Below are 26,284 nucleotides of genomic sequence, written 5' to 3' on the forward strand. Positions count from 1 at the left end.
GGGCCGGCGCCCTCAGCGCCGGGTTGTTCCCCGTCCCTGTATACGGCTGTTTTTCAACTCCTCGAGGCCCGAAATCCCCATGGCTCAAGCCACCCCCATGATGCGTCAGTATCTGGAGATCAAGTCCCAGTATCCCGACGCTATTCTTTTTTTCAGACTCGGCGATTTCTACGAGATGTTTCTGGACGACGCGGTGACCGCCTCGCGGGTTCTCGATATCACCCTGACCTCGCGCAACAAGGGGTCTGACGACGAAATCCCCCTCTGTGGGATACCTTACCATAGCTGTCAGCCCTATCTTGCGCGTCTCGTGGAGCACGGCCACAAGGTCGCCATCTGCGAACAGGTGGAGGACCCGAAGACCGTCAAGGGGATCGTAAAGCGCGAGGTGGTCCGGGTGGTCACCCCCGGCCTGGTGGTTGACACCGACACCCTCGAACCCAAGGAAAACAACTACCTCATGGCCGTCGCCTCGGGGGACGCTGCCGATGCCTTGGGAGTGGCTGTTGTCGATATCACCACCGGCGAGTTCCGGGTCACTCAGGTTTCAGACCTCGACGCAGTGCGCGGGCAGATCGCCTCGCTCGCTCCCAGCGAGATCCTCTTCTCAGAGGGGGAGGAGGGGGAAGGGAAGCTCAAGGCGCTCGCCCCCGTCCTGGATGGACGGATGGTCAACCGCCTTCCCGAATGGGTTTTTGAAACTGATCGTGCCGAAGGGTTGCTGTGCGGATTTTACGGCTGCGCGTCTCTCGACGGATTCGGCTGCTCAGGTCTTGACGGGGCGGTTCGCGCCGCCGGCGTCATTCTGCACTACCTGGAGGAGACCCAGAAGGGTGCCGTCGATCACCTGAAGCCCCTGTCGACCTATCACAGCGAACAGTTTATGATTCTGGACGAGGCCACCCGGCGCAACCTCGAGCTGACCTCCAGCCTTTATGACGGCCGCAAGCGCGGGTCGCTGCTCGGGGTTCTCGACCGGACGGTGACCGCCATGGGGGGGCGCAAGCTTCGCCAGTGGATCCAGCAGCCGCTCGTTCACGTGGAGAGGATCCGCAGCCGGCACGAGGCGGTGGCCGAGATGGTCGAAAAGAGCCTGGTCCGCGCCGAATTGCGCGAACTCCTGGACGGCGTCTACGACCTCGAGCGGCTTCACTCCAAGGTTGCCATGGGGACCGCGAACGCTAAGGACCTCGTCGCCCTGAAGGGCTCCCTTGAGCGACTGCCGGCGATTATCTACTGTCTCTGCGCCCCCGAATCCTCTTTTCTCGCCGGGCTCCGGGTTGGGATCGACCCCCTCGAGGACGTGGCGGTGCTCATCGCCGGTGCCATTGTCGATGATCCACCCTTCATCCTGCGTGAGGGGGGACTGATCCGGGACGGATACGACCAAGCCCTGGACGAACTGAGGGCCATCAGCCGGGAGGGGAAGGGTTGGATCGCCCGCCTGGAGACCGAAGAGAGAGAGCGCACCGGGATCGCCAAGCTCAAGGTGCGCTTCAACAAGGTGTTCGGCTACTACATCGAGATCACCAAGAGCTTTCTCGACCGGGTTCCCGAGGACTACCAGCGCAAGCAGACCCTGGCCAACGCCGAGCGTTACATCACTCCCGCCCTCAAGGAATACGAAAGCAAGGTCCTGGGGGCCGAGGAAAAGTTGGTCGAGCTCGAATTCGACCTCTTCCAGCAGGTCCGGCAGCAGGCCGCTCTTCACGGGGGGCGCATCCAGGCGACCGCCGAAGCCGTCGCCACCCTCGACGTCGTCCTTTGCCTTGCCGAGGTGGGGCACGAGCGCAACTACGTTCGCCCCGAGATCGTCGAGAGCGATGAACTGGTCATCGAGGAGGGACGCCACCCGGTGGTCGAAACGATGAGCCTCTCGGAACGCTTCGTGTCGAACGACGTGCTACTCGATACCGTGGAGAACCAGATCCTCATCATCACCGGCCCCAACATGGCCGGCAAGTCGACCTTCATGCGCCAGGTGGCTCTCATCACCCTCATGGCCCAGATGGGAAGCCTGATTCCGGCGCGCTCCGCCCGCATCGGCGCGGTCGACCGGATCTTCACGCGAGTGGGGGCCAGCGACAACCTCGCCCGGGGCCAGTCCACCTTCATGGTCGAGATGACCGAGACCGCCAATATCCTCAACAACGCCACCCCGCGCAGCCTGATCGTACTCGACGAAATCGGCCGTGGCACCTCGACCTTCGACGGGGTCAGTATCGCCTGGGCGGTGGCAGAGTATTTGCACGACCATGCCCCGGTGGCGGCCAAGACTCTCTTCGCCACCCATTACCACGAACTGACCGATCTGACCCTGACCCGAGAGCGGGTCAAGAACTTCAACATCGCGGTCAAGGAGTGGAACGACCAGATCATTTTCCTTCGCAAGATCGTCAAGGGGGGCACCAGCCATTCCTACGGAATCCAGGTGGGGCGTCTTGCGGGGCTGCCCCTGGAGGTGATCGACCGTGCCAAGGAAGTGCTGAAAAACCTGGAGTCGGGTGAGTTCGAGAGGGAGGGCCAGCCGCGCCTGGCCCGCAGTGCCCGTCCCGCTCCGGCCAGGGATGTCCCCCAGTTGTCCCTCTTCGATGGAGGGGACGCTTCCCTGAGACAGCGGTTGGATGAGGTCGATGTCTCCGTGCTCACCCCTCTTGAGGCCCTCAATATCCTCGACGAACTGAAAAGACTGGTCTGATGATGCCCTTAATTCGCCTTTTAAGCCTCATCTTTGCCCTGTTTTTGATCATCCCAGGGGCCGTCGTCGCCGGGGATGCTGAAACCGATTACCAAAAGGCGCGGGAGAGCTACCGTCGGCTGCTCGGCTCGACCAAGAAGCAACTCTACCGGGAAAACTGGGAGCGGGTCATCGACCGCTTCCTCGCCGTCAAGGAAACCTATCCCCGCAACGACTTGGCCCCGTCCGGACTCTACATGGCCGGCAAGGCGTGCCGAGGCCTCTATGGCGTCTCCCGCATCGCCCCAGACGCGCGTCGTGCAGCGGGGCTCTTCGATGCCGTCGCCGACACCTATCCGGCAAGTTCCCTCGCAGACGACGCGCTGGTCCTGGCCGGGGAGATTTACCAGGAAACCCTGAAGGAGCCCAGGCAGGCTTACCTGCGCTTCGCAAGGGCGGCCGACCGATTTCCCGAAGGGGATATGGCCGGCAAGGCGTTGAAGAAGAAGAAGGAGCTGGCCCGCTACGCGCCTCCGGCCCCGGCTGCGCCAAAGCAGGCAGGCCGGTTGAGAGGAGTGCGCTTCTGGTCCAATCCCGGCTACACCAGAGTGGTTCTCGACCTGAGCCAGGAGGCGAACTACAGCTCCAATGTTCTGCCGGCCAAGCCCGAGCGGGGGGATCCCCCCAAGATTTTCCTCGACCTTCATGGCATCGCCCCCGGCGAAGCATTGCCCCAGGCGATGAGTGTGGACGACGGTCTCCTGCGCAGGATCCGCACGGGCCAGCCCGAGCGCGGGACGGTGCGGGTGGTGCTCGATTTGGTCAGCATGAACGACTACAAGGTCTTCCCCCTTCAGGACCCTTACCGCCTGGTCATCGACATCGGGGGGGAGGGGCAGCGGCAGGCCCAGGCTACCCATCCCGAGATCAGTTACCCGCCCCCGTCGAGCGACGGGATCGACCGGATTCTCGATCAAAGCCCCCGGGAGAGGCCCCTGAAGATCAAGCTGCCCGCAACCCAATCCCATGGGGGCTTGCGACGCATCGTGGTCGATGCCGGCCACGGCGGAAAAGACCCCGGGGCCGTCGGCCCGAGTGGAACCTATTAAAAGGACGTGACTCTGGCTCTGGCCAAGGAATTGGCCAAGCGTCTGGAGAAGGAGTTCGGCTGCGAGGTGATCCTCACCCGGGACCGGGATGTCTTCCTGCCCCTCGAGGAACGAACCGCCATCGCCAACAAGGTCGATGCCGACCTGTTAATCTCGGTTCACGCCAACGCCAACCGCAACAGAAAGGCCTACGGTGTCGAGACCTTTTACCTGAACTTTTCCAAGAACGACAAGGCGGCCGCAGTGGCCGCCCGGGAAAACGGGACGTCCCTGAAGCAGGTCGGCGATCTGGAACTGATCCTGTTCGACCTGATGGCCAACGCCAAGATCAACGAGTCGAGCCGGCTTGCCTCGGAGATTCAGAGGGCCCTGGTCAATGACCTGGGCAAGGAGTACAAGGAAATCCGCGACCTGGGAGTCAAACAGGGGCCCTTCTACGTGCTGCTCGGAGCGACCATGCCCTCGGTTCTCGTGGAGGCCGCCTTCATCAGCAACAAACGCGAGGAGAAGCGGCTCACCGACCGACGCTTCCAGCAGAAGACCGGCTCCGCCATCGTGCGGGGCATCCGCAATTACGCAACCGCCCTTAAACTGATCGCAGCCAAATGACTTCTATAGAGAACCCCCAGGAGTGCCCAGAAAAGACCGCTAAACCTTTTTTCTCTCCGAAGGAACTGACCGATCCCGGCATTCCCTTCGAGGAGCGCAGGGCCAATCTGCTGGAGGCCTCCAGCAAATACCTCGGATATTTCCGGGACTGTATCAGGGAGAAGCACCGGCAAGGCGCCTCCGGCCGGGAGATCGTCGGGCGCCTGACCGCCTTTACCGACACCCTGCTTCGAAACCTTTACTGTAGCCTCTCCGCGGACCTGGTCGAGCAGGACCTTGAGAATTGCGCCCTCATCGCCCTCGGCGGCTACGGCCGGGCCGAGCTCAACCCCGGTTCAGACATCGACCTCATGTTCTTCTACGGGGGCAAGGACCGCACTTTTGCCGAGCAGGTCTCCGAGCGAATGCTCTACCTCCTCTGGGACCTCGGTTTCGACGTAGGGCACAGCGTGCGCACGGCCAAGGATTGCCTCGACATGGCCGAGCGAGACATCACCGCTCGCACCGCCCTGCTCGACGGCCGTTACCTGGTCGGTTCAGAAACCCTGTACAGAGAGTTCGAGCAATCGGTCTTGAAGCCGGTGATGGGGCGCAACACCAAGGCTTTCCTTCGCGAGAAAATCGAAGAGAATGACAGGCGGCTGGGCAAGTACGGCTCTTCGGTCTACCTCCTGGAGCCCAACATCCAGGAGGGGGAGGGGGGGCTGCGCGACCTCCACACCGCCATCTGGATGGCCCGGGTCAAGTTCAAGGCGAGCTCCCTTCGCGATCTCCTCATCAAGGGCGTTCTGACCGAACAGGAGGAGGCCGCCTTTGAGCAGGCCTTCGACTATCTCTGGCGGATTCGCAACGAGCTTCACTACATCTCCCCGCGCAAGAATGAACAGATCCATTTCGACCAGCAGGAGCAGATCGCCAAGTTCCTCGGCTACCGGGACAGCAAGCGGGCCCTGGCCGTCGAGCAGTTCATGCAGGACTACTACGCCCACGCCACCGAGGTCGAGCACCTCGCCTCAACCCTTATCACCAAGGCGACCCAGCAGGAGGAGCAGACCACGCGCATTCTCGGCTACTTCACCCGAAGGAACCTCGAGGACGGGTTCTATGTCCTGAGGGGGGAATTGCGCGTTTCCGTCGACGACCTGTTCGAAAAAGATCCCGCTCTCATGATGCGCGCCTTTCTCCTGGCAAAAAACCACGGAGTGCGCCTGAGTGTTCCTCTCAAGGGGCTGATCCGCGCCAACCTTCACCGCATCAACGACCGGGTGCGTCGCTCCCGGGCTATGACGGACGACTTTTTCGGTATCCTGCGCAAGCCCCACGGGGTCGGGGACACCCTGCTGGTCATGCATCACCTGCGCTTTCTGAACCGCTTCATCCCTGAGTTCGAGCGCATCTACTGCAATGTCCAGCACGATCTTTATCATATCTACACGGTGGACATTCACTCCATCTTCGCCCTTGAGGAGATTGCCAAACTGTGGCGCGGCGATTACGCCCGGAAGAAGCCCCTGCTGACCAAAATCGCCAACGATATCGAGAAGCGTGAACTTCTGTTGCTGGCGGTTCTTCTCCATGACATCGGCAAGGGGGAGGGAAAGGACCACTGCAACAAGGGCGCGGACATGATCCCCACCATTGCGCGGCGCCTCGGCCTCAACAAGGAGGACAGCCAGCGCCTCGAGTTCCTGGTCCGTCAGCACCTGCTCATGGCTCACAACGCCCAGCGCCGCGATCTGCACGACGACAAGCTCATTCTTCAGTTTGCCCGCACCATGGGAATGAGCGAGAACCTCAAGATGCTCTACCTGCTGACCTTTGCCGACATCAAGGCCGTCGGCCCGGAGGTCTGGTCCGAGTGGAAGGGGTTTCTCCTGCAGGAACTCTACGAGAAGACCTACGACGTTCTCGAAAGGGGCGATTTCCGCCTCGAAAAGCGCTCGGAAAAAGTTCGCAACCGCAAGCGCAAGGTCGTCGGCCTGCTCGAGGAGGAGTTCGGCACCAAGGTCATCAAGGGGGTGCTGCGCGGGATGAACACCCGCTACCTCCTTTCCCACCGCTCGGCCGAAATCGCCGAACACCTGAGGGTTTTTCTCGGGCGGGGGGAAAAGCCTTTGGCCATGAAGGTGGAGCAGGGAACCCAGGGCGAATATACCCAGCTCACCATTTCCACCGTCGACATCCCCGGGCTCTTCTCCAAGATCACGGGAGTTATGGCCGCAAACGGCATCAACATCCTCGGTGCCCAGATCTATACCCAGAACCAGGGGGTGGCCCTCGACATCCTGCAGGTGAGCAGTCTCACCGGCGAGATTATCGTCAACCCTGAAAAGTGGCGCCGGGTGCAGAAGGACCTTGTCGGAGTGGTGGAGGGACGCCTCCGGGTCAAAGAGCTGGTCAAACGCTGCAAGGAACCTTCCTTCGTGGGTGAGCGCCCCAAACCCCGGTTCACCAACCGGGTGGAGATCGACAACGAGGTCTCCGACGAGTACACCGTGGTCGATATTTACGCCCACGACAAGGTCGGCCTCCTTTACCAGATCACCAGAACGCTGAAGGAGCTTGGGTACTACATCGGGGTGTCGAAGATTTCGACCAAGGTGGACCAGATCGCCGACACGTTCTACATCCAGGATATTTTCGCCCAGAAGGTCACCTTTGAGGACAAGCTCGAGGAGCTCAACCGACGGCTTCTCGAGTGCCTCGACGCCGAACTCGGAAGCTAGAGTTCCCTTCGGCTCGTACGATCGATCAAAATGGTCCGTCGGCAAAGGGCCCTGAGGGTCTCCTCCCGGAGTCTTTCGCGGGGTCCGGCCGGGCTTATCGCAAGAGCGGCAAAACCGCCATTACTTAGATGGGTTATGAACCAATACCTCGACCTGTTTCTTCACTATCTGGCTGTCGAGCGGGGGCTGTCGCGCCACACTCTGGACGGATACGGGCGCGATCTGGCCCGCTATCTCGATTTCCTGACTGACGGCGAGAAGGTGAAGGGGCCTGACGAGGTCACGCCGGCCGTCGTCCTCCGTTTTCTGGGTCTGCTCGCAGGGCGGGGCCTCGGCTCTCGCAGCCGCGCCCGGGCTTTGGTCGCCCTGCGCATGTTTCACCGGTTCCTGATCGCCGAGGGGCACGCTCGCAGCAACCCGACCGCCCTGCTCGAAGCTCCCAAGAGCCTGCGGGCCCTGCCTCAGACCCTCTCCACCGCCGAGGTGGAGGGGCTGCTCGCTGCTCCGAAGGGGGAGGGGGCCCTCGCCCTGCGCGACCGGGCCATGCTTGAGATCCTATATGCCACCGGTCTTCGGGTTTCCGAGCTGGTCGGGCTCGCTCTCGGGGATCTGCAGCTCGACGTCGGATACCTGATGACCCTCGGCAAGCGGGGAAAACAGCGCATCGTCCCCACCGGCGAGGTTGCCCGTGCGGAACTTCTGAACTACCTTCAGAGGGGGCGACCTGCGCTCGAAAAGGGGGTGGGCGGCGGGACGGTCTTTCTTAATCGCTCCGGCCGGGGGTTGACACGGCAAGGCTTCTGGAAGATGATGAAGCGCCGCGCCCAACAGGCTGGAATCGTCAAGGAGGTCAGCCCCCATACCCTGCGCCATTCCTTCGCCACCCACTTGTTGGAGAACGGCGCCGACCTGCGCTCGGTGCAGACCCTGCTTGGGCATGCGGACATCTCCACGACCCAGATTTACACCCACGTCACCCGCGAGCGGCTGAAGAAGGTGCACGGCCAGTTCCATCCTCGGGGTTGAAGATTCAGCCTGACGGCAAAGACTCGAAAGTCGATAGCCCTTTGGGCCGTTATTGAAAGGATAGTCATGAAATACATCGTTCTCCTCGGCGACGGCATGGCCGACGAACCGATCGAAGAACTCGGCGGGAAGACCCCTCTGGAGGCGGCCCGCATTCCTCGAATGGACGCTCTGGCCCGCGCCGGGCAGTTCGGTCTGGTCGAGACCGTTCCCGAGGGTTATCACCCCGGCAGCGACGTGGCCAATCTCTCGGTTTTCGGCTACGACCCGGCAACCTGCTACAGCGGGCGCGCCCCTCTCGAAGCGGCCAGCATGGGCGTGGAACTCGGCCCCGAGGACGTCGCCTTTCGCATGAACCTGGTCAACCTCGTCGCCCACTACGGCAGGCTCTACATGGGGGACTTCTCCGCCGGCCACATTACGACTCCCGAGGCTCGAGAGCTCGTTGAGGCTCTTGAGGAGGAGTACGGTGGAGGCGAGTTCCGCTTCTATCCCGGGGTCTCCTACCGTCACCTCATGGTCTGGAAGGGGGGCAAGGAGAAACTGACCTTCTCCCCGCCCCATGACCTGTCAGGGCAGGGGGTCGAGGACCATATGCCCAAGGGCGACGGCGCCGACCAGCTTATCCACCTCATGAACGCTTCCCAGTTGCTGCTGCACAACCACCCCGTCAACAAAAAGCGCGAGGCGCAGGGAGAGGCCACTGCCAACTCCATCTGGCTATGGGGCCACGGCCGGGCTCCCCGGATGGAGACGATGAAGGAGAAGTTCGGCATCACGGGTGGTGCGGTGATTTCCGCCGTCGATCTCATCAAGGGGATCGGCAAGTATGCCGGCCTCGACATCATCGAAGTGCCCGGGGCCACCGGCTATCTCGACACAAACTACCGGGGGAAAGCCGAGTACGCCCTGGACTGCCTCAAGGACCACGACTTCGTCTATGTGCACGTCGAGGCCCCCGACGAGGCGGCCCACGCCGGCAGCGTCGAAGAAAAGATCAAGGCCATCGAGGCCTTTGATGAACTGGTGGTGGGAACTGTCGTCGACGGCCTGGGAGATTTGGGTGACTACCGCCTGGCGGTCCTGCCAGACCACCCGACCCCGGTGAAGAAAATGACCCACACCACCGACCCGGTTCCCTATATTCTCTGCGGTTCCGGGGGGGAGTTCCCTCCCGCCTCCGGGGTGGAGGGCTACAGCGAAAAGGCCGCCCTGGCCACCGGGGTGAAAATCGACCGGGGGCACGAACTGATGGAGAGGTTGGTGCGCGGCCCCGCACAAGGGTAAGAACCTTCCGTCAACTGCAGACTCTGGCAGAAAGCCCCGGACCATTCGGCCCGGGGCTTTCTGCGTTTTGGTGACCCGAAAGGGCCGCCTCTTGCGGTAAAGGGGCGAGGTTCCGCTAGCTCTTCTGGAGCTCATCGTCCAGATTGTCCGAGCCGCCGCCGAGGTCGAAGTCGACCCCACCTGAATGGGTCGCCTTGGCCAGGGCCGTCGATAGGCTCAACAACCGCCCTCGAAAGTGTCTTGGGTACCGGACACCCCAGGAGGTCTTCGATGACGCTCGGGGTGGTGCACTTGCAACTTGAAACGACCGATCCGGGGCTTTCGAATGGGACAAAACGATTTTATTGGGAACCGCTACCGGGAGACCGTAATGTCCACATGGACTTCTTCGGCGACAGCGGCGAGACCGTCCTCCAACTGGCTCGGAGAGGAACCCCCGGGGACCTGTACCAGAATCTCCATCGTGTAGACGGCGGTTCCACTTTCCGGTGAAGCCTTGACCGTGGACTTGATGTCCACGATATTGACCGCGTTGTCGGCCAGGTATCGGCTGATCTTGTAGACGATGCCCGCCTGGTCCATCCCCTCGACATGCAGGGTACAGTCTTGGGATTTGCTCCGACTGACCTCCCGGCGTTCTTCCAGGGGGCGGATGAAGGCCGAGATGCCATTGTCCCGTTCGAGTCGTCTGCACTCCCTGTTCAAATGTTCCTCGATGTCCTTTCGCGGACAAGTGAAGAGGAGGATCAGGGTGAATTCGTCCACCAGCAGGGTCATGGTGTTGTCTTCAAGGTTGCAGCCGTTTTCGTAGAGAATCTTGGTCACGTCGGCAACAATGCCCGGACGGTCCCTGCCGAAGGCGGTCATGATGTAGCGGCTTTCCATCGGTTCCTCCCTGTTCGAAGACGCCTGGGAAATTAAAGGCGAGGGTCCTTCCTGCTGTCCGGACCGCCCAGTTCATATTGTCGCATTTTTCGGGTGATTTTTTTCAAGAAACTTGTTTTCCGCCGAAACCGGAAACAAAAAGCCCCGGCTCCTTGCGGAACCGGGGCTTTTTGCGATGAGGAGGACCTGTTTCCTACAGCCCGAGTTTCTTGAAGAAGTCGTTCCCTTTGTCATCGACGAGGATGAAGGCGGGGAAGTCCTCGACCTCGATCTTCCACACGGCTTCCATGCCGAGTTCGGGGAAGTCGATGCATTCGACCTTCTTGATGTTCTCCTCGGCGAGGACAGCGGCGGGGCCGCCGATGGAGCCGAGGTAGAAGCCGCCGTGCTTGTTGCAGGCGTCGGTGACCTGCTGGGAGCGGTTGCCCTTGGCGATCATCACCATCGAGCCGCCGTTGGCCTGGAGCAGGTCGACGTAGGAGTCCATGCGCCCGGCGGTCGTGGGGCCGAAGGAGCCGGATGCCTTACCTGCAGGGGTCTTGGCGGGTCCCGCGTAGTAGATCGGGTGCTTCTTGAGGTAGTCGGGGAGGGGCTTGCCCGAGTCGAGGATCTCCTTGAACTTGGAGTGGGCGATGTCGCGGCCGACGACGATCGTCCCCTTGAGCAGGAGCGGGGCGCCGACTTCGAGCTTGGTGAGGTCGGCGAGGATCTCGCTCATCGGCCGGTCCAGGTCGATCTGGGTGCCGTGGCTGTGCTTGCCGCGGTACTGCTCGGGGATGAAGCGGCCGGGGTTGCGGTCCATCTCCTCGACGAAAAGGCCGTCGCGGGTGATCTTCGCCTTGATGTTGCGGTCGGCGGAGCAGGAGACCGCCATGCCGACGGGGCAGGAGGCGCCGTGGCGGGGGAGGCGGATGACGCGGACGTCGTGGGCGAAGTACTTGCCGCCGAACTGGGCGCCGATGCCGAGTTTCTGGGCCGCTTCGAGGAGCTTCGCCTCGAGGGCCGTGTCGCGGAAGGCACGGCCGTGGTCGTTCCCCTCGCTGGGGAGGCCGTCGAGCTCTTTGGCGGTGGCGAGCTTGACCGTCTTCATGCAGGCGTCGGCGCTGGTGCCGCCGATGACGAAGGCGATGTGGTAGGGGGGGCAGGCGGCGGTGCCGAGGGTCTTCATCTTGGCGACGAGAAAGTCGTAAAGCTTCTCGGGCGTGAGGAGCGCCTTGGTCTCCTGGAAGAGCATCGTCTTGTTGGCGCTGCCGCCGCCATTGGCCATGAAGAGGAACTTGTAGGCCTCGCCCTCGGTCGCCATGATGTCGATCTGGGCCGGCAGGTTGGTGCCGGTGTTCTTTTCCTTGTACATGTCCAGAGCGACGGTCTGGGAGTAGCGCAGGTTCTCCTCGGTGTAGGTCTTGTAGACCCCCTGAGAGAGGTACTCGGCGTCGTTGGCGCCGGTCCAGACGTTCTGGCCCTTCTTGGCGACCATGGTGGCGGTGCCGGTGTCCTGGCAGAGGGGGAGTTCAAAGTTGGCGGAGATTTCGGCGTTGCGCAGGAAAGCCATCGCTACCCCCTTGTCGTTCATCGACGACTCGGGGTCCCGCAGGATCTTCGCGACCTGCTCGTTGTGCTCGGGGCGCAGCATGAAGGAGACGTCCTTCATCGCCTGGTTGGCGAGGACGGTGAGGGCTTCGGGGTCGACCTTGAGGACGTCCTGGCCGTCGAAGCTGGCGACCGAAATGAACTTCTCCGAGCCTTCGATCTTGTAGTACTTGGTCTCGTCCTTTGCCAGCGGGAAAGGATCCTGGTACGTGAAATCCGGCATCTCTTCTCTCCTTTGCATTGTTATGGACATCGGACGGCTCAAATGCCGTCAATTGTATCAATTCCAGCGCAGCATTATATAGAAAGCGTATACACTTGTCGACACCTGGCTGAGGCCAAAAATGAAAATTTTCTCGTTTCTGTTACTGTTGTAGGAAGGAGACTCATTAACGAGGTTGTCGGGTGGGGAGGAATGCCATGGACATTGAAGCGCGGAAGAGGGTGGCGGTGGTCGGGGGAATGCGAACCCCCTTTGTCAAGGCCGGAACGGCGTTCAGCGACCTGTCCCAGTTGACGCTTTCATCCCACGCGGTGCGGGGGCTGCTCGATCGTTTTCCGGTCAGGGCGGAGGACGTCGATCTGCTCGTCTGGGGCCGCGTCCTTCATGACCCGCGGATTTCCAATCTGGCTAGAGAGATCGTCTTCGACCTCGGCCTGCCTCCTTCGATTCGGGCTCACCTGGTTTCCAACAACTGCATCACGAGCATTCACGCCATTACCGACGTGGCCGACGCCATTGAGCAGGGGCGGTCGGACATCGGCGTCGCTGGCGGGGTCGAGTCGATGTCCACCGTCCCGGTCCTTTTCGGGCAGGAGGCGGGGGCCATCTTCCTGCGGGCGGGCATGGCGAAGAGCGCAGGGGAGCGTTTCAAGAGTCTGCTTCGCCTGCGTCCACGCCATCTCTTCCCCGAACCCCTCTCTTTCAAGGAGCCGTCTACGGGGCTGACCATGGGCCAGCACGCCGAAGTCACCGCCAAGGAGTGGAATGCCTCCCGCCGAGAGCAGGACGAAATCGCCCTCGCGAGCCACCACCGGGCGGCCGCGGCAACCGTCGACGGGCGCCTGAAGGCGGAGATCCATCCTCTGCGGGGGATCGACCAGGACACTATCGTCCGAGGCGGTACGAGCCTGGAGAAGCTGGCGGGCCTGAGACCGGGCTTCGATCGCTCGGAGGAAGGAACGATCACCGCCGGTAACAGCAGCCCCTTGACCGACGGGGCCGCCGCGGTGCTCCTCATGTCGGAGGAGCGGGCCGCCGCCGAAGGGCTGAAGCCCCTGGCCTTTGTCAAAGCCGTCGAATATGCCGCCATCGATCCCGCCGAAGGCCTGCTCATGGCTCCCGCGGTGGCGGTGCCCCGCCTGCTGCAACGGGTCGGCCTGACCCTCGACGACATGGACATCGTCGAGGTGCACGAGGCCTTCGGCGCCCAGGTGGCCTGCAACCTCGCGGCCTGGGAAAAGGGCTGGAAGGAGCCGGCCATCGGCGGCGTGGACCGGGAAAGGCTCAACCCCCTGGGCAGTTCCATTGCCGTCGGGCATCCCTTCGGGGCCACCGGCGCTCGCATTGTCTCCACCCTGGCGGGGGAGATGGCACGGCGCGGCAGCCGCTACGGCCTCGTTTCGGTCTGCGCCGCCGGGGCGATGGCGGCGGCGATGATTCTCGAAAGCCCCTGATCCCGGGGGGGCACGGAGTCCTGGAGGAGCGAAGGGAATCTACTCCTTAGAACGGTCGGCGGGAAACAATGGCACCCAAGGTTGTTGTTTCCCGTTTTTTATGTTAAGTCACACATTTGCACCAATCCTGGTCCTTTTCTTTGTATTTTTCCGTGGTTCTCTGTCTCTGTGGCAGATTCTCCAAGGCTTTAGCTTATGCAAAAGATGCTCAAGCGGATTCTGACCTCACGGGTCTACGAAGCCGCCGTCGAAACCCCCCTCGAGGAGGCCCCGACCCTCTCCGCCTCCCTGGAGAACAAGGTCCTGCTCAAACGGGAGGATCTGCAGCCGGTCTTCTCCTTCAAGCTTCGCGGGGCCTACAACAAGATCGCCCACCTTCCCGGGGAAGATCTCCGGCGCGGGGTCATCACCGCCTCGGCCGGAAATCACGCCCAGGGGGTCGCCTATTCCGCCAGGATGCTGGGGATTCCGGCGGTCATCGTCATGCCGGCCACCACGCCACAGATCAAGATCGACGCGGTACGCAGGATGGAGGCCGAGGTCGTCCTCCACGGAGACAACTATTCCGAGGCGCAGGATCACTGCGACCGCCTGGTCACCGAAAGGGGCATGGCCTTCATCCACCCTTTCGACGATGAGCTGGTCATCGCCGGACAGGGCACGGTGGCCGACGAACTGGTGCGGCAGACGGCGGGGAGGTTCGACGTGGTCTTCGTCCCCGTCGGCGGCGGAGGGCTGATCGCCGGCATGGCCGCCTACCTGAAGGCCCTCTGTCCCGAGGTGAGGGTCGTGGGGGTGGAACCCCTCGACAGCGCCGCCATGGCCGCCTCCCTGGAGAAAGGCCGCCGGGTGCGGCTCGATTCGGTGGGGATCTTCGCCGACGGGGTGGCGGTGCGGGAGGTCGGGAAAGCAAGCTTCGAACTCTGCCGTCGCTACGTGGACGAGATCGTCCTCGTCGATACGGACGAAGTGTGCAGCGCCATCAAGGATGTCTACCATGCCACCCGCTCCATCGTCGAACCGGCCGGGGCCCTCGGCGTGGCGGGGCTGAAGAAGTACGTGCGCCGCGAAGGGGTGCGGGGCAAGACCCTGGTCGCCGTCAACTCCGGGGCCAACATGAATTTCGAAAGGCTGCGCTACGTGGCTGACCGGACCACCCTCGGCGAGCGCCGCGAGGCCCTGTTCGCTGTCACCCTTCCGGAGGAGCCGGGCTCACTGCGGCGCTTCTGCACGGAGGTGCTTCAGGAACGCAACATCACCGAGTTCAACTACCGTCTCGCCGGGAGGCGGCAGGCCCATATTTTCGTCGGGATTTCGGTCGGGGACGAGGGGGAACGGTCCTCTTTCGGGCGGCAGTTGGCCAATATCGGCTTCGAGAGCCTCGACCTGACCGAGAACGACCTGGCCAAGACTCACGTCCGCTACATGGTCGGCGGGCGCTCCTCGGAGGTCTCCGGGGAGGTGCTGTACCGTTTCTGGTTTCCGGAGCGGCCCGGCGCCCTGACCCGCTTTCTCGCCTCCATGGGGGAGAGCTGGAACATCTCTCTCTTTCACTACCGGAACCACGGAGGGGATTTCGGCCGGGTCCTCATCGGGCTGGAGATTCCTGCCGAAGACGAGTCCGATTTTCAGGCGTTTCTGGAAAGGCTCGGCTATCGCTATCAGGCCGAGACGAAGAACCCCGCCTACCGGCTCTTTCTTTAAGCGCTCAAGGGATTTGGGCTGCGGTTAATTGAAAGGCGGAGAACCGTAACAGAGGGTCTTTCGGAAGAGCCGGGGCTCAGTCAGCCTCGTCTCTTTTTGTCAACACCCATCCACTCCGCTTCGGCGGCGGCGAAAAGGGGGAGGGATTGAAAACAAGAGGGCCCGATTTTTTTTGCGGCTTTGCGTCTTGAGAGAGCATAGCGAACGGGCGTGAGGCAGCTTTTCCGGTTCTTGTTTTATTGGTATTCTGCGCCGTGTATCCTATCCCTTGCAACCATTTTAATCCCGTGCGGAAATAATTGACAGAATCGCTCAGGTATGTTAACCATATCAGGAAATCATGGTTCTGGCCCTGTCTGCTCCGATCAGCTTGGCAAGAGGCAGCCCGGTCTTCAGCATTTCTAACGTCAGAGGAGAATGGCCCGTGATCCAGACCCTTAAAGAGGACTTGAAGGTCGTATTTGAGCGCGATCCGGCCGTACGCAGCGTATTCGAAATCCTTTTCTGTTATCCGGGGTTTCATGCGCTGCTCTTTTATCGCCTGGCCCACGGCCTTTGGAGGCGAAACTTCTTCTTTCTCGGGCGCCTCCTCTCCCATATGGGGCGGTTTTTTACCGGCATCGAGATTCACCCCGGCGCCCGGATCGGGCGGGGGTTCTTCATCGACCACGGCATGGGAGTGGTGATCGGGGAGACGGCGGAGATCGGCGACAACTGCACCCTTTACCACGGCGTGACCCTCGGAGGCACCTCCTGGGCCAAGGAAAAGAGGCATCCGACCCTCGGGGACAACGTCGTTATCGGTTCCGGCGCCAAAGTTCTCGGGCCTTTCAGGGTCGGAGACAACAGCAAGGTCGGTTCCAACTCGGTCGTCGTCAAGGAGGTTCCTGACAACAGCACGGTGGTCGGCGTTCCCGGCCGGATGGTCCTTGCGGCCGGGCAGAAGGTCGACAGCGCCAGGGCCGACCTGGAGCACGGAGAGCTTCCCGACCCGGTGGCCAAGGCCGTTTCCTGCCTGTTCGACCAGATCCGCACCCTCGAGGGGAAGCTGCAGGACCTCACCGAGGAACAGGTCCGGCTGCGGAAGCAGTTGGCCGACGCCGAGCAGGCCAAGGAGAACGCCTGACGCATGCGCCTTTCGACCAAAGCACAGTACGCGGTGCGCGCCCTGGTCAGTCTCAACCTCTTCGACGAGGGCTCGCCGATTTCCATCAAGGAAATCGCGGCCCGCGAGGAGATCTCCCTGACCTACCTTGAGCAGCTTTTCGTCAAACTGCGCCGGGGTCACATCGTCAACAGCGTGCGTGGTCCCGGCGGCGGCTACGTTCTGGCCAGGCCTGCACGGGATATCCGCATCGACCAGATCATCGACAGCGTCGAGGAAACCCTCGTGCCGGTTTCCTGCATGGACGACGACGGCACCTGCAGTTGCACATCCCAGTGCGTCACGCACAGTGTCTGGCAGGGGCTCGGAGAGCGGATCCGCAACTTTCTGTCCTCCATCACCCTGGAAGACCTCACCCGCGAGGCGCGGGGAAAAATAGGGCAGGAGCAGTCCTGACCGTTTACGGACAAAGATTGTCGCGGGGCCCGGACCCGCCAGCGAATAGACATGACCATGTCTAATAGATGAAGAGAACGAGGAGGAAACACCGGTGAAAAAGATCTACATGGACAACAACGCAACCACCGCGGTACGCCCGGAGGTGCTCGAGGCGATGCTCCCCTTCTTCTGCGAGGAGTTCGGCAACCCCTCCAGCGTCCACTGGGCCGGCAGGGCGGTGACCGGAGCCGTGGAAAAAGCCCGGGAGCAGGTGGCGAAGGCCATCAATTGCTCACCGGCGGAAATCGTCTTCACGTCCTGCGGCAGCGAGGGTGACAATCACGCCCTGAAGGGGACTGTGGAGGCGCTGCGCGGCAAGGGGAACCACATCATCACCACCACGGTGGAGCACCCGGCGGTGCTCAATACCTGCAAGTTTTTGGAAAAACAAGGGGTTGAGGTCACCTACCTCCCCGTGGACCATGACGGGATGCTCGACCTGGAGGCCCTGGAAAAGGCCATCACCGAGCGCACGATCCTCATCTCGATCATGTGGGGCAACAACGAGACGGGAAACATCTACCCCATCGAGGAGATCGGCCGGATCGCCCGCAAGCACAAGGTCCGCTTCCACACCGATGCCGTCCAGGCGATCGGCAGGGTCCCCGTCGACATGGAGAAGGCGGCTGTCGACCTGCTGGTCATCTCCGGCCACAAGCTCGGGGCCCCCAAGGGGGTCGGCGCCCTCTATATTCGCAAGGGGACCAAGATGACTTCGCTGATCCACGGCGGGCACCAGGAGCGCAACCGGCGCGCCGGCACCCACAACGTGCCGAGCATCGTCGCTCTCGGGGCCGCCTGCGAGCTGGCCGTGGCGCACATGGATGAGGAAGCCCCGCGGCTTAGGAGACTGCGCGACAAGCTACAAGACGGAATCTTCGAGGCGATTCCCGACGTCAAGCTCAACGGCCATCCGGACCTGCGCCTGCCCAACACCCTCAACGTCAGCTTCGCCTGGATCGAGGGGGAGTCGCTGCTGCTCAACCTCGACATGAAGGGGATTGCGGCCTCCTCGGGCAGCGCCTGCACCTCCGGATCGCTCGAGCCCTCCCACGTCATGGGGGCGATGTGCGTCGAAATCACCCTGGCCCACTCCAGCACCCGTTTCAGCCTCGGTCCCGACAGCACCGAGGAGGACGTCGACTACGTCCTCGAGGTCCTGCCCCCCATCGTTCAGCGCCTGCGGGAGATGAGTCCTCTCTACAAGCGCGACGGCAGCATGACCTGCGAGCAATGCCGGATCATCAAGCGAAAATGACGAAGAAATGTTGGCGATGCCCGCGGCCGGGCCGGGGCGAACCATCTGCATTAAAAGGAGCCGAAAATGTACACTGACAAAGTGATGGACCACTTCACCAACCCCCGCAACGTCGGGGAGATCGAGAACGCCGACGGGGTCGGGGAGGTCGGCAACGCCTCCTGCGGCGACATCATGAAGATTTTCCTCAAGGTCGAGGACAACGTCATCAAGGACGTCAAGTTCAAGACCTTCGGCTGCGGGGCCGCCATCGCCACCTCCTCCATGGTGACCGAGATGGCCATCGGCAAGACCCTCGAGGAGGCCATGGAGCTCTCCAACAAGGCCGTGGCCGAGGCTCTCGACGGCCTGCCGCCGGCCAAGATGCACTGCTCGAACCTGGCCGCTGACGCCCTCCACGAGGCGATCAAAAACTACCAGGAAACGCACTCCTAGGCGATGATTGTTCAGGATATGCTTTAACAGGGAGAGGGCCTTCGGGACGTCCGGATTGCCCTCTTCTGTTTCATCTGCAAACCGATGAATCTGCCCTTGCGGCAGAACGAATATTATGGCTTTTGAAAAAAAACGCATCGTCGTCGCCATGAGCGGCGGGGTCGACTCCTCGGTGACCGCCGCCCTGTTGAAAGAGCAGGGGCACGAAGTCATCGGCATGACCATGCAGATCTGGGACTACGGCCGATTTACCGCCGAACACGGCGACACCTTCGGCTCCTGCTGCTCCCTGGATGACGTCCACGACGCCCGCCGGGTCGCCGAAGGCCTCGGCATCCCCTTTTACGTGGTCAATTTCGAGAAGGACTTCCAGCAGCAGGTCATCGACGCTTTCTGCGACGACTACTTTGCCGGGCGCACGCCTAACCCCTGCGTTCTCTGCAACCAGGTCCTCAAGTTCGAACTGCTTCTGCGCCGGGCCCGGGAGTTGGAGGCGGACTGGCTGGCGACCGGTCACTATGCACGCATCGTCGAGGACGGGGGCGCTTTTTCCCTGCGCAAGGGACTCGACGACCGCAAAGACCAGAGCTACTTCCTCTATACCCTGAGTCAGGAGCAGATGAAGCGGGTCCTCTTCCCCCTCGGAGGAATGAGCAAGGACGAGGTCCGGGCCCATGCCGCCCGGTTCTCCCTGCGGGTGGCGGAAAAGGCCGAAAGCCAGGACATCTGCTTCGTCCCCGACGGCGATTACGTGCGGTTCCTGGAAGATGAGCGCGGCGCCGGCAAGATGGACGGGGACATCGTCCACGTCTCCGGGGAAAAGCTCGGCACACACCGCGGCACCTACCGTTATACCGTCGGTCAGCGCCGCGGCCTGGGGATCGGATGGAGCGAACCCCTGTTCGTGGTCGGCATCGACGCAGAAAAGCGCCGGGTGATCGTCGGGGAAAGGAAACACCTGGAACGGTCCGAGTTGACGGTTCACCAGGCCCACTGGCCGGGGAAGGTTCCTGAAGGCCCCCTGCGGGCCCTCTGCCGCATCCGCTATCGGCACAGGGAGCAACCCGCCCTGATCACCCCCCTGGAAAACGGCCGCGCCCGGGTGCAGTTCGATGAACCGCAGCAGGGCGTGACTCCGGGGCAGGCGGCGGTTTTTTACGAGGGGGACAGGGTCATCGGCGGAGGCTCGATCGAATGAGCAGGACTGTGTCCATTGCCACCCTCGGCTGCAAGACCAACCAGTTCGAGTCGGCGGCCCTCGAGGAGCGCCTTCGCTCCTCCGGCTACCGCATCGTTCCCTTCGAGGAAGGGGCCGATCTCGTCCTCGTCAACACCTGCACCGTCACCGCCGCCACCGACTCCCAGTCGCGTAACCTCATCCGCCGCGCCCGCCGCCTCAACGCCGAGGCGCGAGTGATGGTGACCGGATGCTACGCCCAGGTCGACCCCGAGGCGCTCCGGGCCATTCCCGGGGTTGCGGTTGTTCTGGGGAACGAGGAAAAGAAAGACTTTCTCAGATATCTCCAGGAGCTGGGGCAGGACGAAGTCGGCAGGCCGCCCGTCGCAGTATCCGATATCCGGCAAAGCGCCGAGGCCTCGCCGCTGCCCATATCGAGCTTTGCCGAACGCAGCCGGGCCTTTGTCCAGATCCAGAACGGGTGCGACGCCTTCTGTTCCTACTGCATCATCCCCTATGCCCGGGGGCGCAGCCGCTCCGTGCCGCCCGAACAGGTTCTCGCCCAGCTCCGGCGGTTGGCCGAAGGGGGATACCCCGAGGCCGTTCTCACCGGAATCCACATCGGCGGCTACGGAGCCGATCTGTCGCCGAAAACCTCCCTGCTGGAGCTGGCCGGGTGCATCGAGGCCGAAACGGCCATCCCCCGGCTCCGGCTGGGGTCGGTGGAGCCGACGGAGATCCCGGATCGGCTCATCGAGGCGGTGGCCTCCTCGAAGATCCTCTGCCCCCATTTTCACATCCCCCTGCAGGCCGGCAGCGACTCGGTCCTCGCCCGCATGAACCGTCACTACGACACCGCCTTTTTCCGGGACCTGGTCCTGCGTATCAGCAAAAGCCTCCCCGATGCGGCCATCGGTCTCGACGTCATCGCCGGCTTCCCGGGGGAGACGGAGGAGGAGTTCTCGGAGACCCTGGCCCTGGTCGGGGCTCTTCCCGTGACCCACCTCCACGTCTTTCCCTATAGTAGCAGGCCGGGGACCCCGGCGGCGGACATGCCCGGACAGGTCCCCGGAGATGTCGCCAAGTCCCGGGCGGCGCGGCTGAGGGCCATGGGGGAGGAGAAAAACCGGGCCTTCGCCGAACGCTATGTCGGTCAGATCCTGGAGGTGGTGGTGGAGAAAGGGGAGGGAGGCGTCCTGCGATCGGGCCTGACCCGGAACTACCTAACAGTGAAGTTTCCCGGCGGGGAGGGCCAGGCGGGAAGGTTGGCAGAGGTGCTGATCGAGGCATGTGGCCCCGAAGGGCTTCGGGGTCGCCTGGTGCTGAATCGCTAGAGGATTTTCCCCGCCGTCGCCGCCAACAGCTCCGGATGGTCGCTCATGAGTCCGTCCACCCCCCATCCCAGCAGGCGTTCCATGTCCTGCGCCTCGTTCACGGTCCAGACGTGGACTTCCAGCCCCGCTCGGTGGGCGGCCCGAATCGTTTCCGGGGAGACCAGGCGCGTCGTCCCGAAGACCTCGGGGATCTGCAGGGCCACCCCTTCCGGCCGGTAGCTTCCGAGGCATCCCCCCTGAATCCATTCCAGGAACGCGGCAACCTCTCCCCGGCTGAAGCTGGTCGGGATCTCCCCGCAGCACTCCCGAATCCGCTTCATGACCGCGTCCTGCTCGGCGGCCAGAAGGACTCTCTCTTCGGCTTCCGCCTCCCGGATCGTCGCCACCGTCAACTCCTCGGCGGCCGGCTCCGCCTGCTTGATTTCGATATTGCACCGTGCTTTCGGGAAGGCATCGAGGACCTGCCGAAGGGTGGGGACGATGACCCCCCGCCCCCGGAAGGGGTGGGAGCGGCCGCCGTCGGGGGAAAAGGTGTGCCCGGCGTCGAGATTCTGCAATTCCGCCAGGCTCAGGTCGCTGATGCGGCGGGGATCGCCGCAGAGCCTCAGGGCCGTCTCGTCGTGATGGACGACCACGACGCCGTCGGCGGTCGACCAGACATCCATTTCCAGGTAGGGCAGTCCAGCTGCGACCGCCGACCGAAAGGCTGGCAGGGTGTTCTCCGGGGAGGCCGCCGAAGCGCCGCGATGGGCGAAGAGGCGCGGCGCAGGCGGGCAAAGGTAGACGCTGTTCACGGGTTCTCTCCCCGGGCCTGGGCCCGTCCGCGGTCGACATCGACCAGGGTCAGCAGGATCAGGCCGACAATGAAAAAGGCCGCCAGGGCCATGATCCCTGTCCGGGCCGACCCGGTCAGGTCGGCGATGATGGCGAAGATCAGGGGGCCGAAAATCGAGGCGAACTTGGCGGATATGGCGTAGAAGCCGAAGAACTCGGCCGACTTTTCCGGGGGGATGAGGGTGCTGAAGAGGGAGCGGCTGACCGCCTGGGCGCCGCCGTAGACGAGGGCGACGACGAAGCCGAGGAGCCAGAACTCCCAGCCGGCCCGCATGAAGTAGGCGTAGACCGATGCGGCGATGAAGACCAGGAGGGTGAGGGTGATCGAACGCCGCGCCCCGGAGCGCTCCGCGATGCGGCCGAAAAGGAGGGTGCCGGGCATGGCCACGAACTGGATCATCAGGAAGCAGCCGAGGATGCTCCCTTGGGAGAGGCCGAGCTCCTCCCGGCCGAAGATGGCCGAGACGGCGATGAAGGTCTGGATGCCGTCGTTGTAGAAGAGGAAGGCGACCAGGAAGAGGAGGAGGTCCCTGCGTCCTCGGATTTCGAGAAAGGCCTTCAGGTAACCGGTCGATTCGCCCGGCGATTTTGGGGGGACTGCCGGGACCTGCTTCAGCGAACGGAAGGCGGGCAGGGCGAAAACCGCCCACCACAGGCCGGTAAAGAGAAAGGCGATCCGGGTCGCGACCGCCTTGTCGGCGATGCCGAAGGAAGCGTGCGCCTGGATCAGGACGAAGACCAGAAGCAGGGCGAGTCCGCCGCCGAGGTAGCCGAAGGCGAAGCCGCGGGCGGAGAGCCGGTCCTGTTCCTCCCTTTCGGCCAGCACCGGCAGGAAGGCGTTGTAGAAGACGTTGCCGCCGGCGAAGCCGATATTGGCGAGGATGAACAGCCCGGCGGCCAGGGGCCAGTTGCCCGGCCCAGCAAAAAAGAGCGCGGCGGTGGCGCCGGCGCCGGTCAGGGCGAAAACGACCAGGAAGGAGCGGCGCTTGCCCCCGCGGTCGGCCAGGGCGCCGAGGTAGGGGGCGCAGAGGGCGACCAGGAGCATCGAGAGGGAGACGGCGTAGCCCCACAGGGCGGTCGCAGGGACGGTGCGGCTCAGGCCGAACAGGGTGATTCTTGCCCCCCAGGCGGGGACCAGGGCGGCGAAGTAGACCGGAAGGACGGCTGCGAGGATGACTGTGGCGAAGGCGGAGTTGGCCCAGTCGTACATGCACCAGCCGAACCATAAGCGATTTTTTCGGGAAGAATCCATCGGGCGCCTGCCGAGAGGGGGAGGAGTCATCGAGAGGAGGAACGGCTTTCCCACCACTGCCTGTAGCCGCATCCCTCGGGCAGCCACTGGAGGGTGGAAACGACCTCCGGGGTCAGTTTGAGGCACCCCTCGCCCACTTCGAAGCGATGGGGGTAGACCTTGCACTTGCGGCTGACGATGTCGAGATAGCGGCAGGCGATGGAGGTCGGGTGGATGGTGCCGTCATCGTCGATCCACTTTTCGAAACAGCACTCTCCGCAGCGGCGGCAGAGCCTTTCCCAGGCCATCATGGTCTGCGTCCAGTCCTTTGCGGGCCGCCCCCGTTGCTTTCGGGCGGCCGTTGAGGGAGGCCCCCTGCGAACGGGGGTGGAAACGAAAACCATTCTTAGCAGAAAAACAACTGGCGGGGAAGCCCGAAGGGGGTTTTGGAGGTCATTTAATCGGAGGAGGCAGGCGAGGCAAAGCCGAAGGTGCCCTTGCCGTTTCTTTTGGCTTCGTACATCGCCCGGTCCGAACTGGCAATCAGGGCCTCTGGGCTTCTTCCGTCGGTCGGATAAATGCTGATCCCGATGCTGAAACCCATGGAGCATTCGTGCCCCTGGACCAGCAAGGGCTGTTCGAATTCACGGAAGACCTTCTGGATCACCTCCTCGGCATCCTCCGGGCCCTTGATCCCCTGGATCACCATGGCGAATTCGTCGCCGCCGAGGCGGCCGATGGAATCGACCTCGCGCAGCCCCTGCTTGAGCCGCTCGGAGAAGAGGCGCAGGGCCTCGTCACCGACCTGGTGGCTGAAACGATCGTTGATCTGCTTGAAATTGTCGAGGTCGATAAACATGACGGCAAAATTCTCGTTCAATCGGCGGCTTCGGGCGATGGCCTGGTTGATCCGGTCGAAGAGCAACCGGCGGTTGGGCAGCCCGGTCAAGCCGTCGTGGGTGGCCTGCTTTTTGAGAACCTTGTTGAGGCGCCTCAACTCCTCCTCGACGTGCCGGCGCTCGGTGATGTCACGCACGATATCTCTGGATCCGACCACCTTTCCGTCCCGGACGATCGCCGAAGAACTCACCTCGATATCCAGGTAGTTCCCTGTTTTGCAGAGCATCTTGCCGGTGAATTTTTCGTATGATCCTTTGGCGCGAAGTTTTTCAAACTCGGCTTTGGTGGCGGGAACCTGATCCGGAGGAATAACGTCCATGATGGACATGCGCAGAAACTCCTCCCGGGTAAAGCCGAAGGTCTCGATCGCCTTTCGGTTGACGTCCTGGTAGCGGAAATCCGAGTCGACGATGAAAATGGCGTCCTCGGCATTCTCGAACAGGTCGCGGTACTTGGCCTCGCTCTCTCTCAGCTCTTTTTCGGACCTTCTCTGGGCACGGAAGATCGGTTCGACGGCGAAAATGCCAGCCATCATCAGGAATGAGATGATAACGGCAACCAACTCCGCCGCCAGGTCGTGGGAGTGGCCGCCTCCGGATGATATGACGGCGTACAGGGTCACGCCCCTTCGAAGAGCCATCAGGCCGAGGGCTGTCGAGATCAGAATCCAGGCGAAAGGTCGGGAGGTGAGGCGGGTCAGTCGCAGGGCGAAGAGGGCCGCCGTCAGTTGCAGCAGGATGGAAATAATCAGGACGATCAGTTCAGGTTTCATAGGCACCGGAGCCTGTTGAGTGTCTTTTGCGGAAATCGGAGGATCTTACTCCTCATCGATGACTGTTCGGTTATCCGGATGCGGGCGGAGGCGCTGGGCCACGGAATATCCGCCCGAGAAATGCGAAAAAGCTTCGGACCCCCCGCCAGATCTTGGGGAGGAGCCAGGCAACCAGCACGATGAAGCCTGCCAGCAGGGCGAGGAAAACCCACGGGTAGTTGAGGGCCAGGAAGAGTCCACCGATGACGGCCACGTCCTCTCCGAGGGAGGCGACCCAGTTGGTCACCGGTTCGGGGGAGGTGTTGATCATGATTCTTGTTCCCGCCTTGGTGGCGTGAGTCGCTGCTGCGAGCCCGCCGCCGAAGAGGGCGGCCGCCAGGGAGAGGGCGGGGGTGACCTCGCCGACGGCCCCCGCGGCGAGGAGCGCCCCCATCGGAATGCGGATGAATGTCTGTATCCCGTCCCAGCCGGTGTCCACGCCGGGAACCTTGTCCGCTGCGAATTCGACCAGGTACATGGCTCCGGCGGCAAAGATCACGATCGGCTGAGTAAGAATCAGGAGATCCGGCGGGAGGGCGATGTTTCCGGTGGCGCCGAGCAGGCCGAGCATCAGGATCGCGGCATAAAGGTTGATGCCGCTGGCCCAGGCGACACCCATGGTCAGGGCAAGGGTGTTGGAGATCTGATTCAGGTGTTCCATGTCGTCTCCCGAGGGTGAAAGGTCAGTTTGTTTACCATTTTAACATGGTTTTTGATTTCCCGTAGATGCCTGGGGTTCGAGGCTTTCTGGGCGTGAAGCCACAGGTATAATGCTAGTTAGGTTAAACCCACTATAAGATTCATTCTATTTCAAAAAATGTTTTTGAGTGGCCATCAAGCTAAAGGTTAAAAAACGAGTATTTTGATCCATATATTGAATAGAGGAAATCTGTGAAAATGTTGTAAATTGCTGTTGTATTGAGATGCGAATGGCGCATTTAAATTGTTTGCAAAATATTGAAGGGTGATAATATGTAGGTGTGAAAAGAAAGAAAAGCGCCGTGTGAAAACAAAACTAGGGGCGCGGACAAAAGAACATCGGGGGTCGATAAAAAAGCACATGCTGGATGTTGCAATGAGATAACGTCCGGAAAAGGAGGTGCTTATGAACAATACTGGAGAATATAAGGGCTACTTGGTAGGCGAGGATGCCTTTTCGGAGAAATACCTGAAGGCAACCTTGCGGATCGTCGGTAATGTTCTCATTTGCCTGGGTGGGTTGGTCGCAGCGCTGGTGATTTTTTGGCCGGCCCTTGCTTACCTGCTCGGCAGGGTCCTTCTGAACGGGATCTTTTAAACAGTAGACCTTCTTTGATTCTTTTCCGCACCTCTTTTTTGTTCCTTTGCAAGCGTTCGGGATTGCCAGGCTTTGACCTGGCTGTTTTTGTTTAAGGGTTGAGAAAATTGGGAA

The 26,284-nt window shown here is 62.1% G+C and carries 22 protein-coding genes; 15 read left to right on the plus strand and 7 right to left on the minus strand.

Annotation, left to right across the window (positions count from 1 at the left end; genetic code table 11):
* Positions 1–79 precede the first annotated feature (79 nt).
* The 6 genes from mutS (at position 80) to C0617_RS05685 (ending at position 9,434) form a co-directional block, all read left to right on the plus strand.
* The gene (mutS, locus tag C0617_RS05660; protein ID WP_291316040.1) at positions 80–2,698 is read left to right on the plus strand and encodes a DNA mismatch repair protein MutS; all 2,619 of its coding nucleotides are present in this window, start codon (positions 80–82) and stop codon (positions 2,696–2,698) included.
* Entirely contained in the window at positions 2,698–3,786 is a 1,089-nt protein-coding gene (locus tag C0617_RS05665; protein WP_291316041.1) for an AMIN domain-containing protein, read from the plus strand. Before mutS ends, C0617_RS05665 begins: the two co-directional genes overlap by 1 nt.
* 6 nt (positions 3,787–3,792) lie before the next feature.
* Positions 3,793–4,395 carry an N-acetylmuramoyl-L-alanine amidase gene (locus C0617_RS05670; RefSeq protein ID WP_291316042.1) on the plus strand — a complete coding sequence of 201 codons (603 nt, stop codon included), beginning with the start codon at positions 3,793–3,795 and terminating at the stop codon, positions 4,393–4,395.
* The gene (gene glnD / locus C0617_RS05675) at positions 4,392–7,121 is read left to right on the plus strand and encodes a [protein-PII] uridylyltransferase (RefSeq protein WP_291316043.1); all 2,730 of its coding nucleotides are present in this window, start codon (positions 4,392–4,394) and stop codon (positions 7,119–7,121) included. The genes C0617_RS05670 and glnD overlap by 4 nt, the downstream gene beginning before the upstream one ends.
* A gap of 135 nt (positions 7,122–7,256) precedes the next feature.
* Positions 7,257–8,147, plus strand: coding sequence for a site-specific tyrosine recombinase XerD (gene xerD, locus C0617_RS05680; RefSeq protein WP_291316044.1), 891 nt, complete (start codon positions 7,257–7,259; stop codon positions 8,145–8,147).
* Positions 8,148–8,213: 66 nt separating this feature from the next.
* Positions 8,214–9,434: a cofactor-independent phosphoglycerate mutase gene (locus C0617_RS05685; protein WP_291316045.1), complete on the plus strand. Its 1,221-nt coding sequence runs from the start codon at positions 8,214–8,216 to the stop codon at positions 9,432–9,434.
* Between the two features lie 354 nt (positions 9,435–9,788).
* Here C0617_RS05685 and C0617_RS05690 read toward each other — a convergent pair whose 3' ends face one another.
* Positions 9,789–10,319, minus strand: a complete 531-nt coding sequence (locus C0617_RS05690) for an ACT domain-containing protein (protein ID WP_291316046.1) — start codon at positions 10,317–10,319, stop codon at positions 9,789–9,791.
* 193 nt (positions 10,320–10,512) lie between these two features.
* A complete protein-coding gene (locus tag C0617_RS05695) occupies positions 10,513–12,132 on the minus strand; it encodes a fumarate hydratase (protein WP_291316047.1) in 1,620 nt (539 codons plus the stop codon).
* 197 nt (positions 12,133–12,329) lie between these two features.
* Here C0617_RS05695 and C0617_RS05700 point away from each other — a divergent pair, with 197 nt between their 5' ends.
* The 8 genes from C0617_RS05700 to mtaB all read left to right on the plus strand — a co-directional run bounded on the left by C0617_RS05700 (position 12,330) and on the right by mtaB (position 21,097).
* Complete coding sequence (locus tag C0617_RS05700) at positions 12,330–13,586, plus strand: acetyl-CoA C-acyltransferase (RefSeq protein WP_291316048.1); 1,257 nt, start codon at positions 12,330–12,332, stop codon at positions 13,584–13,586.
* Between the two features lie 195 nt (positions 13,587–13,781).
* On the plus strand, positions 13,782–15,290 hold the full coding sequence (ilvA, locus tag C0617_RS05705; RefSeq protein ID WP_291316049.1) for a threonine ammonia-lyase, biosynthetic: 1,509 nt from the start codon (positions 13,782–13,784) through the stop codon (positions 15,288–15,290).
* Between the two features lie 424 nt (positions 15,291–15,714).
* The gene (cysE, locus tag C0617_RS05710; protein ID WP_291316050.1) at positions 15,715–16,416 is read left to right on the plus strand and encodes a serine O-acetyltransferase; all 702 of its coding nucleotides are present in this window, start codon (positions 15,715–15,717) and stop codon (positions 16,414–16,416) included.
* Between the two features lie 3 nt (positions 16,417–16,419).
* Positions 16,420–16,851, plus strand: a complete 432-nt coding sequence (locus tag C0617_RS05715; RefSeq protein WP_291316051.1) for an Rrf2 family transcriptional regulator — start codon at positions 16,420–16,422, stop codon at positions 16,849–16,851.
* Between the two features lie 94 nt (positions 16,852–16,945).
* A complete protein-coding gene (nifS, locus tag C0617_RS05720; protein ID WP_291316052.1) occupies positions 16,946–18,151 on the plus strand; it encodes a cysteine desulfurase NifS in 1,206 nt (401 codons plus the stop codon).
* 66 nt (positions 18,152–18,217) lie between these two features.
* Entirely contained in the window at positions 18,218–18,586 is a 369-nt protein-coding gene (nifU, locus tag C0617_RS05725; protein ID WP_291316053.1) for a Fe-S cluster assembly scaffold protein NifU, read from the plus strand.
* 115 nt (positions 18,587–18,701) lie between these two features.
* The gene (gene mnmA / locus C0617_RS05730; RefSeq protein ID WP_291316054.1) at positions 18,702–19,784 is read left to right on the plus strand and encodes a tRNA 2-thiouridine(34) synthase MnmA; all 1,083 of its coding nucleotides are present in this window, start codon (positions 18,702–18,704) and stop codon (positions 19,782–19,784) included.
* Complete coding sequence (gene mtaB / locus C0617_RS05735) at positions 19,781–21,097, plus strand: tRNA (N(6)-L-threonylcarbamoyladenosine(37)-C(2))-methylthiotransferase MtaB (RefSeq protein WP_291316055.1); 1,317 nt, start codon at positions 19,781–19,783, stop codon at positions 21,095–21,097. Before mnmA ends, mtaB begins: the two co-directional genes overlap by 4 nt.
* Here the strand turns inward: mtaB and C0617_RS05740 are convergent.
* The 5 genes from C0617_RS05740 to C0617_RS05760 form a co-directional block, all read right to left on the minus strand.
* Positions 21,094–21,891 carry a glycerophosphodiester phosphodiesterase gene (locus C0617_RS05740; protein ID WP_291316056.1) on the minus strand — a complete coding sequence of 266 codons (798 nt, stop codon included), beginning with the start codon at positions 21,889–21,891 and terminating at the stop codon, positions 21,094–21,096. The two genes, mtaB and C0617_RS05740, sit on opposite strands and share 4 nt — an antisense overlap.
* Positions 21,888–23,183, minus strand: a complete 1,296-nt coding sequence (locus tag C0617_RS05745) for an MFS transporter (protein WP_291316057.1) — start codon at positions 23,181–23,183, stop codon at positions 21,888–21,890. Before C0617_RS05745 ends, C0617_RS05740 begins: the two co-directional genes overlap by 4 nt.
* Before the next feature lie 26 nt (positions 23,184–23,209).
* Positions 23,210–23,473, minus strand: coding sequence for a YkgJ family cysteine cluster protein (locus tag C0617_RS05750; RefSeq protein WP_291316058.1), 264 nt, complete (start codon positions 23,471–23,473; stop codon positions 23,210–23,212).
* Positions 23,474–23,619: 146 nt separating this feature from the next.
* Positions 23,620–24,834: a diguanylate cyclase gene (locus tag C0617_RS05755; protein ID WP_291316059.1), complete on the minus strand. Its 1,215-nt coding sequence runs from the start codon at positions 24,832–24,834 to the stop codon at positions 23,620–23,622.
* Between the two features lie 70 nt (positions 24,835–24,904).
* Positions 24,905–25,534 carry a DUF4126 domain-containing protein gene (locus C0617_RS05760; RefSeq protein ID WP_291316060.1) on the minus strand — a complete coding sequence of 210 codons (630 nt, stop codon included), beginning with the start codon at positions 25,532–25,534 and terminating at the stop codon, positions 24,905–24,907.
* Between the two features lie 444 nt (positions 25,535–25,978).
* Between C0617_RS05760 and C0617_RS05765 the strand changes: the two genes are divergently transcribed.
* Positions 25,979–26,170, plus strand: coding sequence for a hypothetical protein (locus tag C0617_RS05765; protein WP_291316061.1), 192 nt, complete (start codon positions 25,979–25,981; stop codon positions 26,168–26,170).
* Positions 26,171–26,284: the final 114 nt, after the last annotated feature.

The organism is Desulfuromonas sp. (assembly GCF_002868845.1).
Lineage (GTDB): Bacteria > Desulfobacterota > Desulfuromonadia > Desulfuromonadales > BM501 > BM501.

What these genes read in the sequence shown, in the direction of transcription:
- mnmA (WP_291316054.1), top strand. Translation starts at nt 18,702, where the DNA reads ATGGCTTTTGAAAAAAAACGCATCGTCGTCGCCATGAGCGGCGGGGTC.
- C0617_RS05690 (WP_291316046.1), bottom strand. Translation starts at nt 10,319, where the DNA reads ATGGAAAGCCGCTACATCATGACCGCCTTCGGCAGGGACCGTCCGGGC.
- C0617_RS05750 (WP_291316058.1), bottom strand. Translation starts at nt 23,473, where the DNA reads ATGATGGCCTGGGAAAGGCTCTGCCGCCGCTGCGGAGAGTGCTGTTTC.
- C0617_RS05685 (WP_291316045.1), top strand. Translation starts at nt 8,214, where the DNA reads ATGAAATACATCGTTCTCCTCGGCGACGGCATGGCCGACGAACCGATC.
- C0617_RS05765 (WP_291316061.1), top strand. Translation starts at nt 25,979, where the DNA reads ATGAACAATACTGGAGAATATAAGGGCTACTTGGTAGGCGAGGATGCC.
- C0617_RS05745 (WP_291316057.1), bottom strand. Translation starts at nt 23,183, where the DNA reads ATGGATTCTTCCCGAAAAAATCGCTTATGGTTCGGCTGGTGCATGTAC.
- mtaB (WP_291316055.1), top strand. Translation starts at nt 19,781, where the DNA reads ATGAGCAGGACTGTGTCCATTGCCACCCTCGGCTGCAAGACCAACCAG.
- mutS (WP_291316040.1), top strand. Translation starts at nt 80, where the DNA reads ATGGCTCAAGCCACCCCCATGATGCGTCAGTATCTGGAGATCAAGTCC.
- C0617_RS05695 (WP_291316047.1), bottom strand. Translation starts at nt 12,132, where the DNA reads ATGCCGGATTTCACGTACCAGGATCCTTTCCCGCTGGCAAAGGACGAG.
- C0617_RS05665 (WP_291316041.1), top strand. Translation starts at nt 2,698, where the DNA reads ATGATGCCCTTAATTCGCCTTTTAAGCCTCATCTTTGCCCTGTTTTTG.
- xerD (WP_291316044.1), top strand. Translation starts at nt 7,257, where the DNA reads ATGAACCAATACCTCGACCTGTTTCTTCACTATCTGGCTGTCGAGCGG.
- glnD (WP_291316043.1), top strand. Translation starts at nt 4,392, where the DNA reads ATGACTTCTATAGAGAACCCCCAGGAGTGCCCAGAAAAGACCGCTAAA.
- ilvA (WP_291316049.1), top strand. Translation starts at nt 13,782, where the DNA reads ATGCAAAAGATGCTCAAGCGGATTCTGACCTCACGGGTCTACGAAGCC.
- C0617_RS05715 (WP_291316051.1), top strand. Translation starts at nt 16,420, where the DNA reads ATGCGCCTTTCGACCAAAGCACAGTACGCGGTGCGCGCCCTGGTCAGT.
- C0617_RS05700 (WP_291316048.1), top strand. Translation starts at nt 12,330, where the DNA reads ATGGACATTGAAGCGCGGAAGAGGGTGGCGGTGGTCGGGGGAATGCGA.
- C0617_RS05755 (WP_291316059.1), bottom strand. Translation starts at nt 24,834, where the DNA reads ATGAAACCTGAACTGATCGTCCTGATTATTTCCATCCTGCTGCAACTG.
- nifU (WP_291316053.1), top strand. Translation starts at nt 18,218, where the DNA reads ATGTACACTGACAAAGTGATGGACCACTTCACCAACCCCCGCAACGTC.
- C0617_RS05760 (WP_291316060.1), bottom strand. Translation starts at nt 25,534, where the DNA reads ATGGAACACCTGAATCAGATCTCCAACACCCTTGCCCTGACCATGGGT.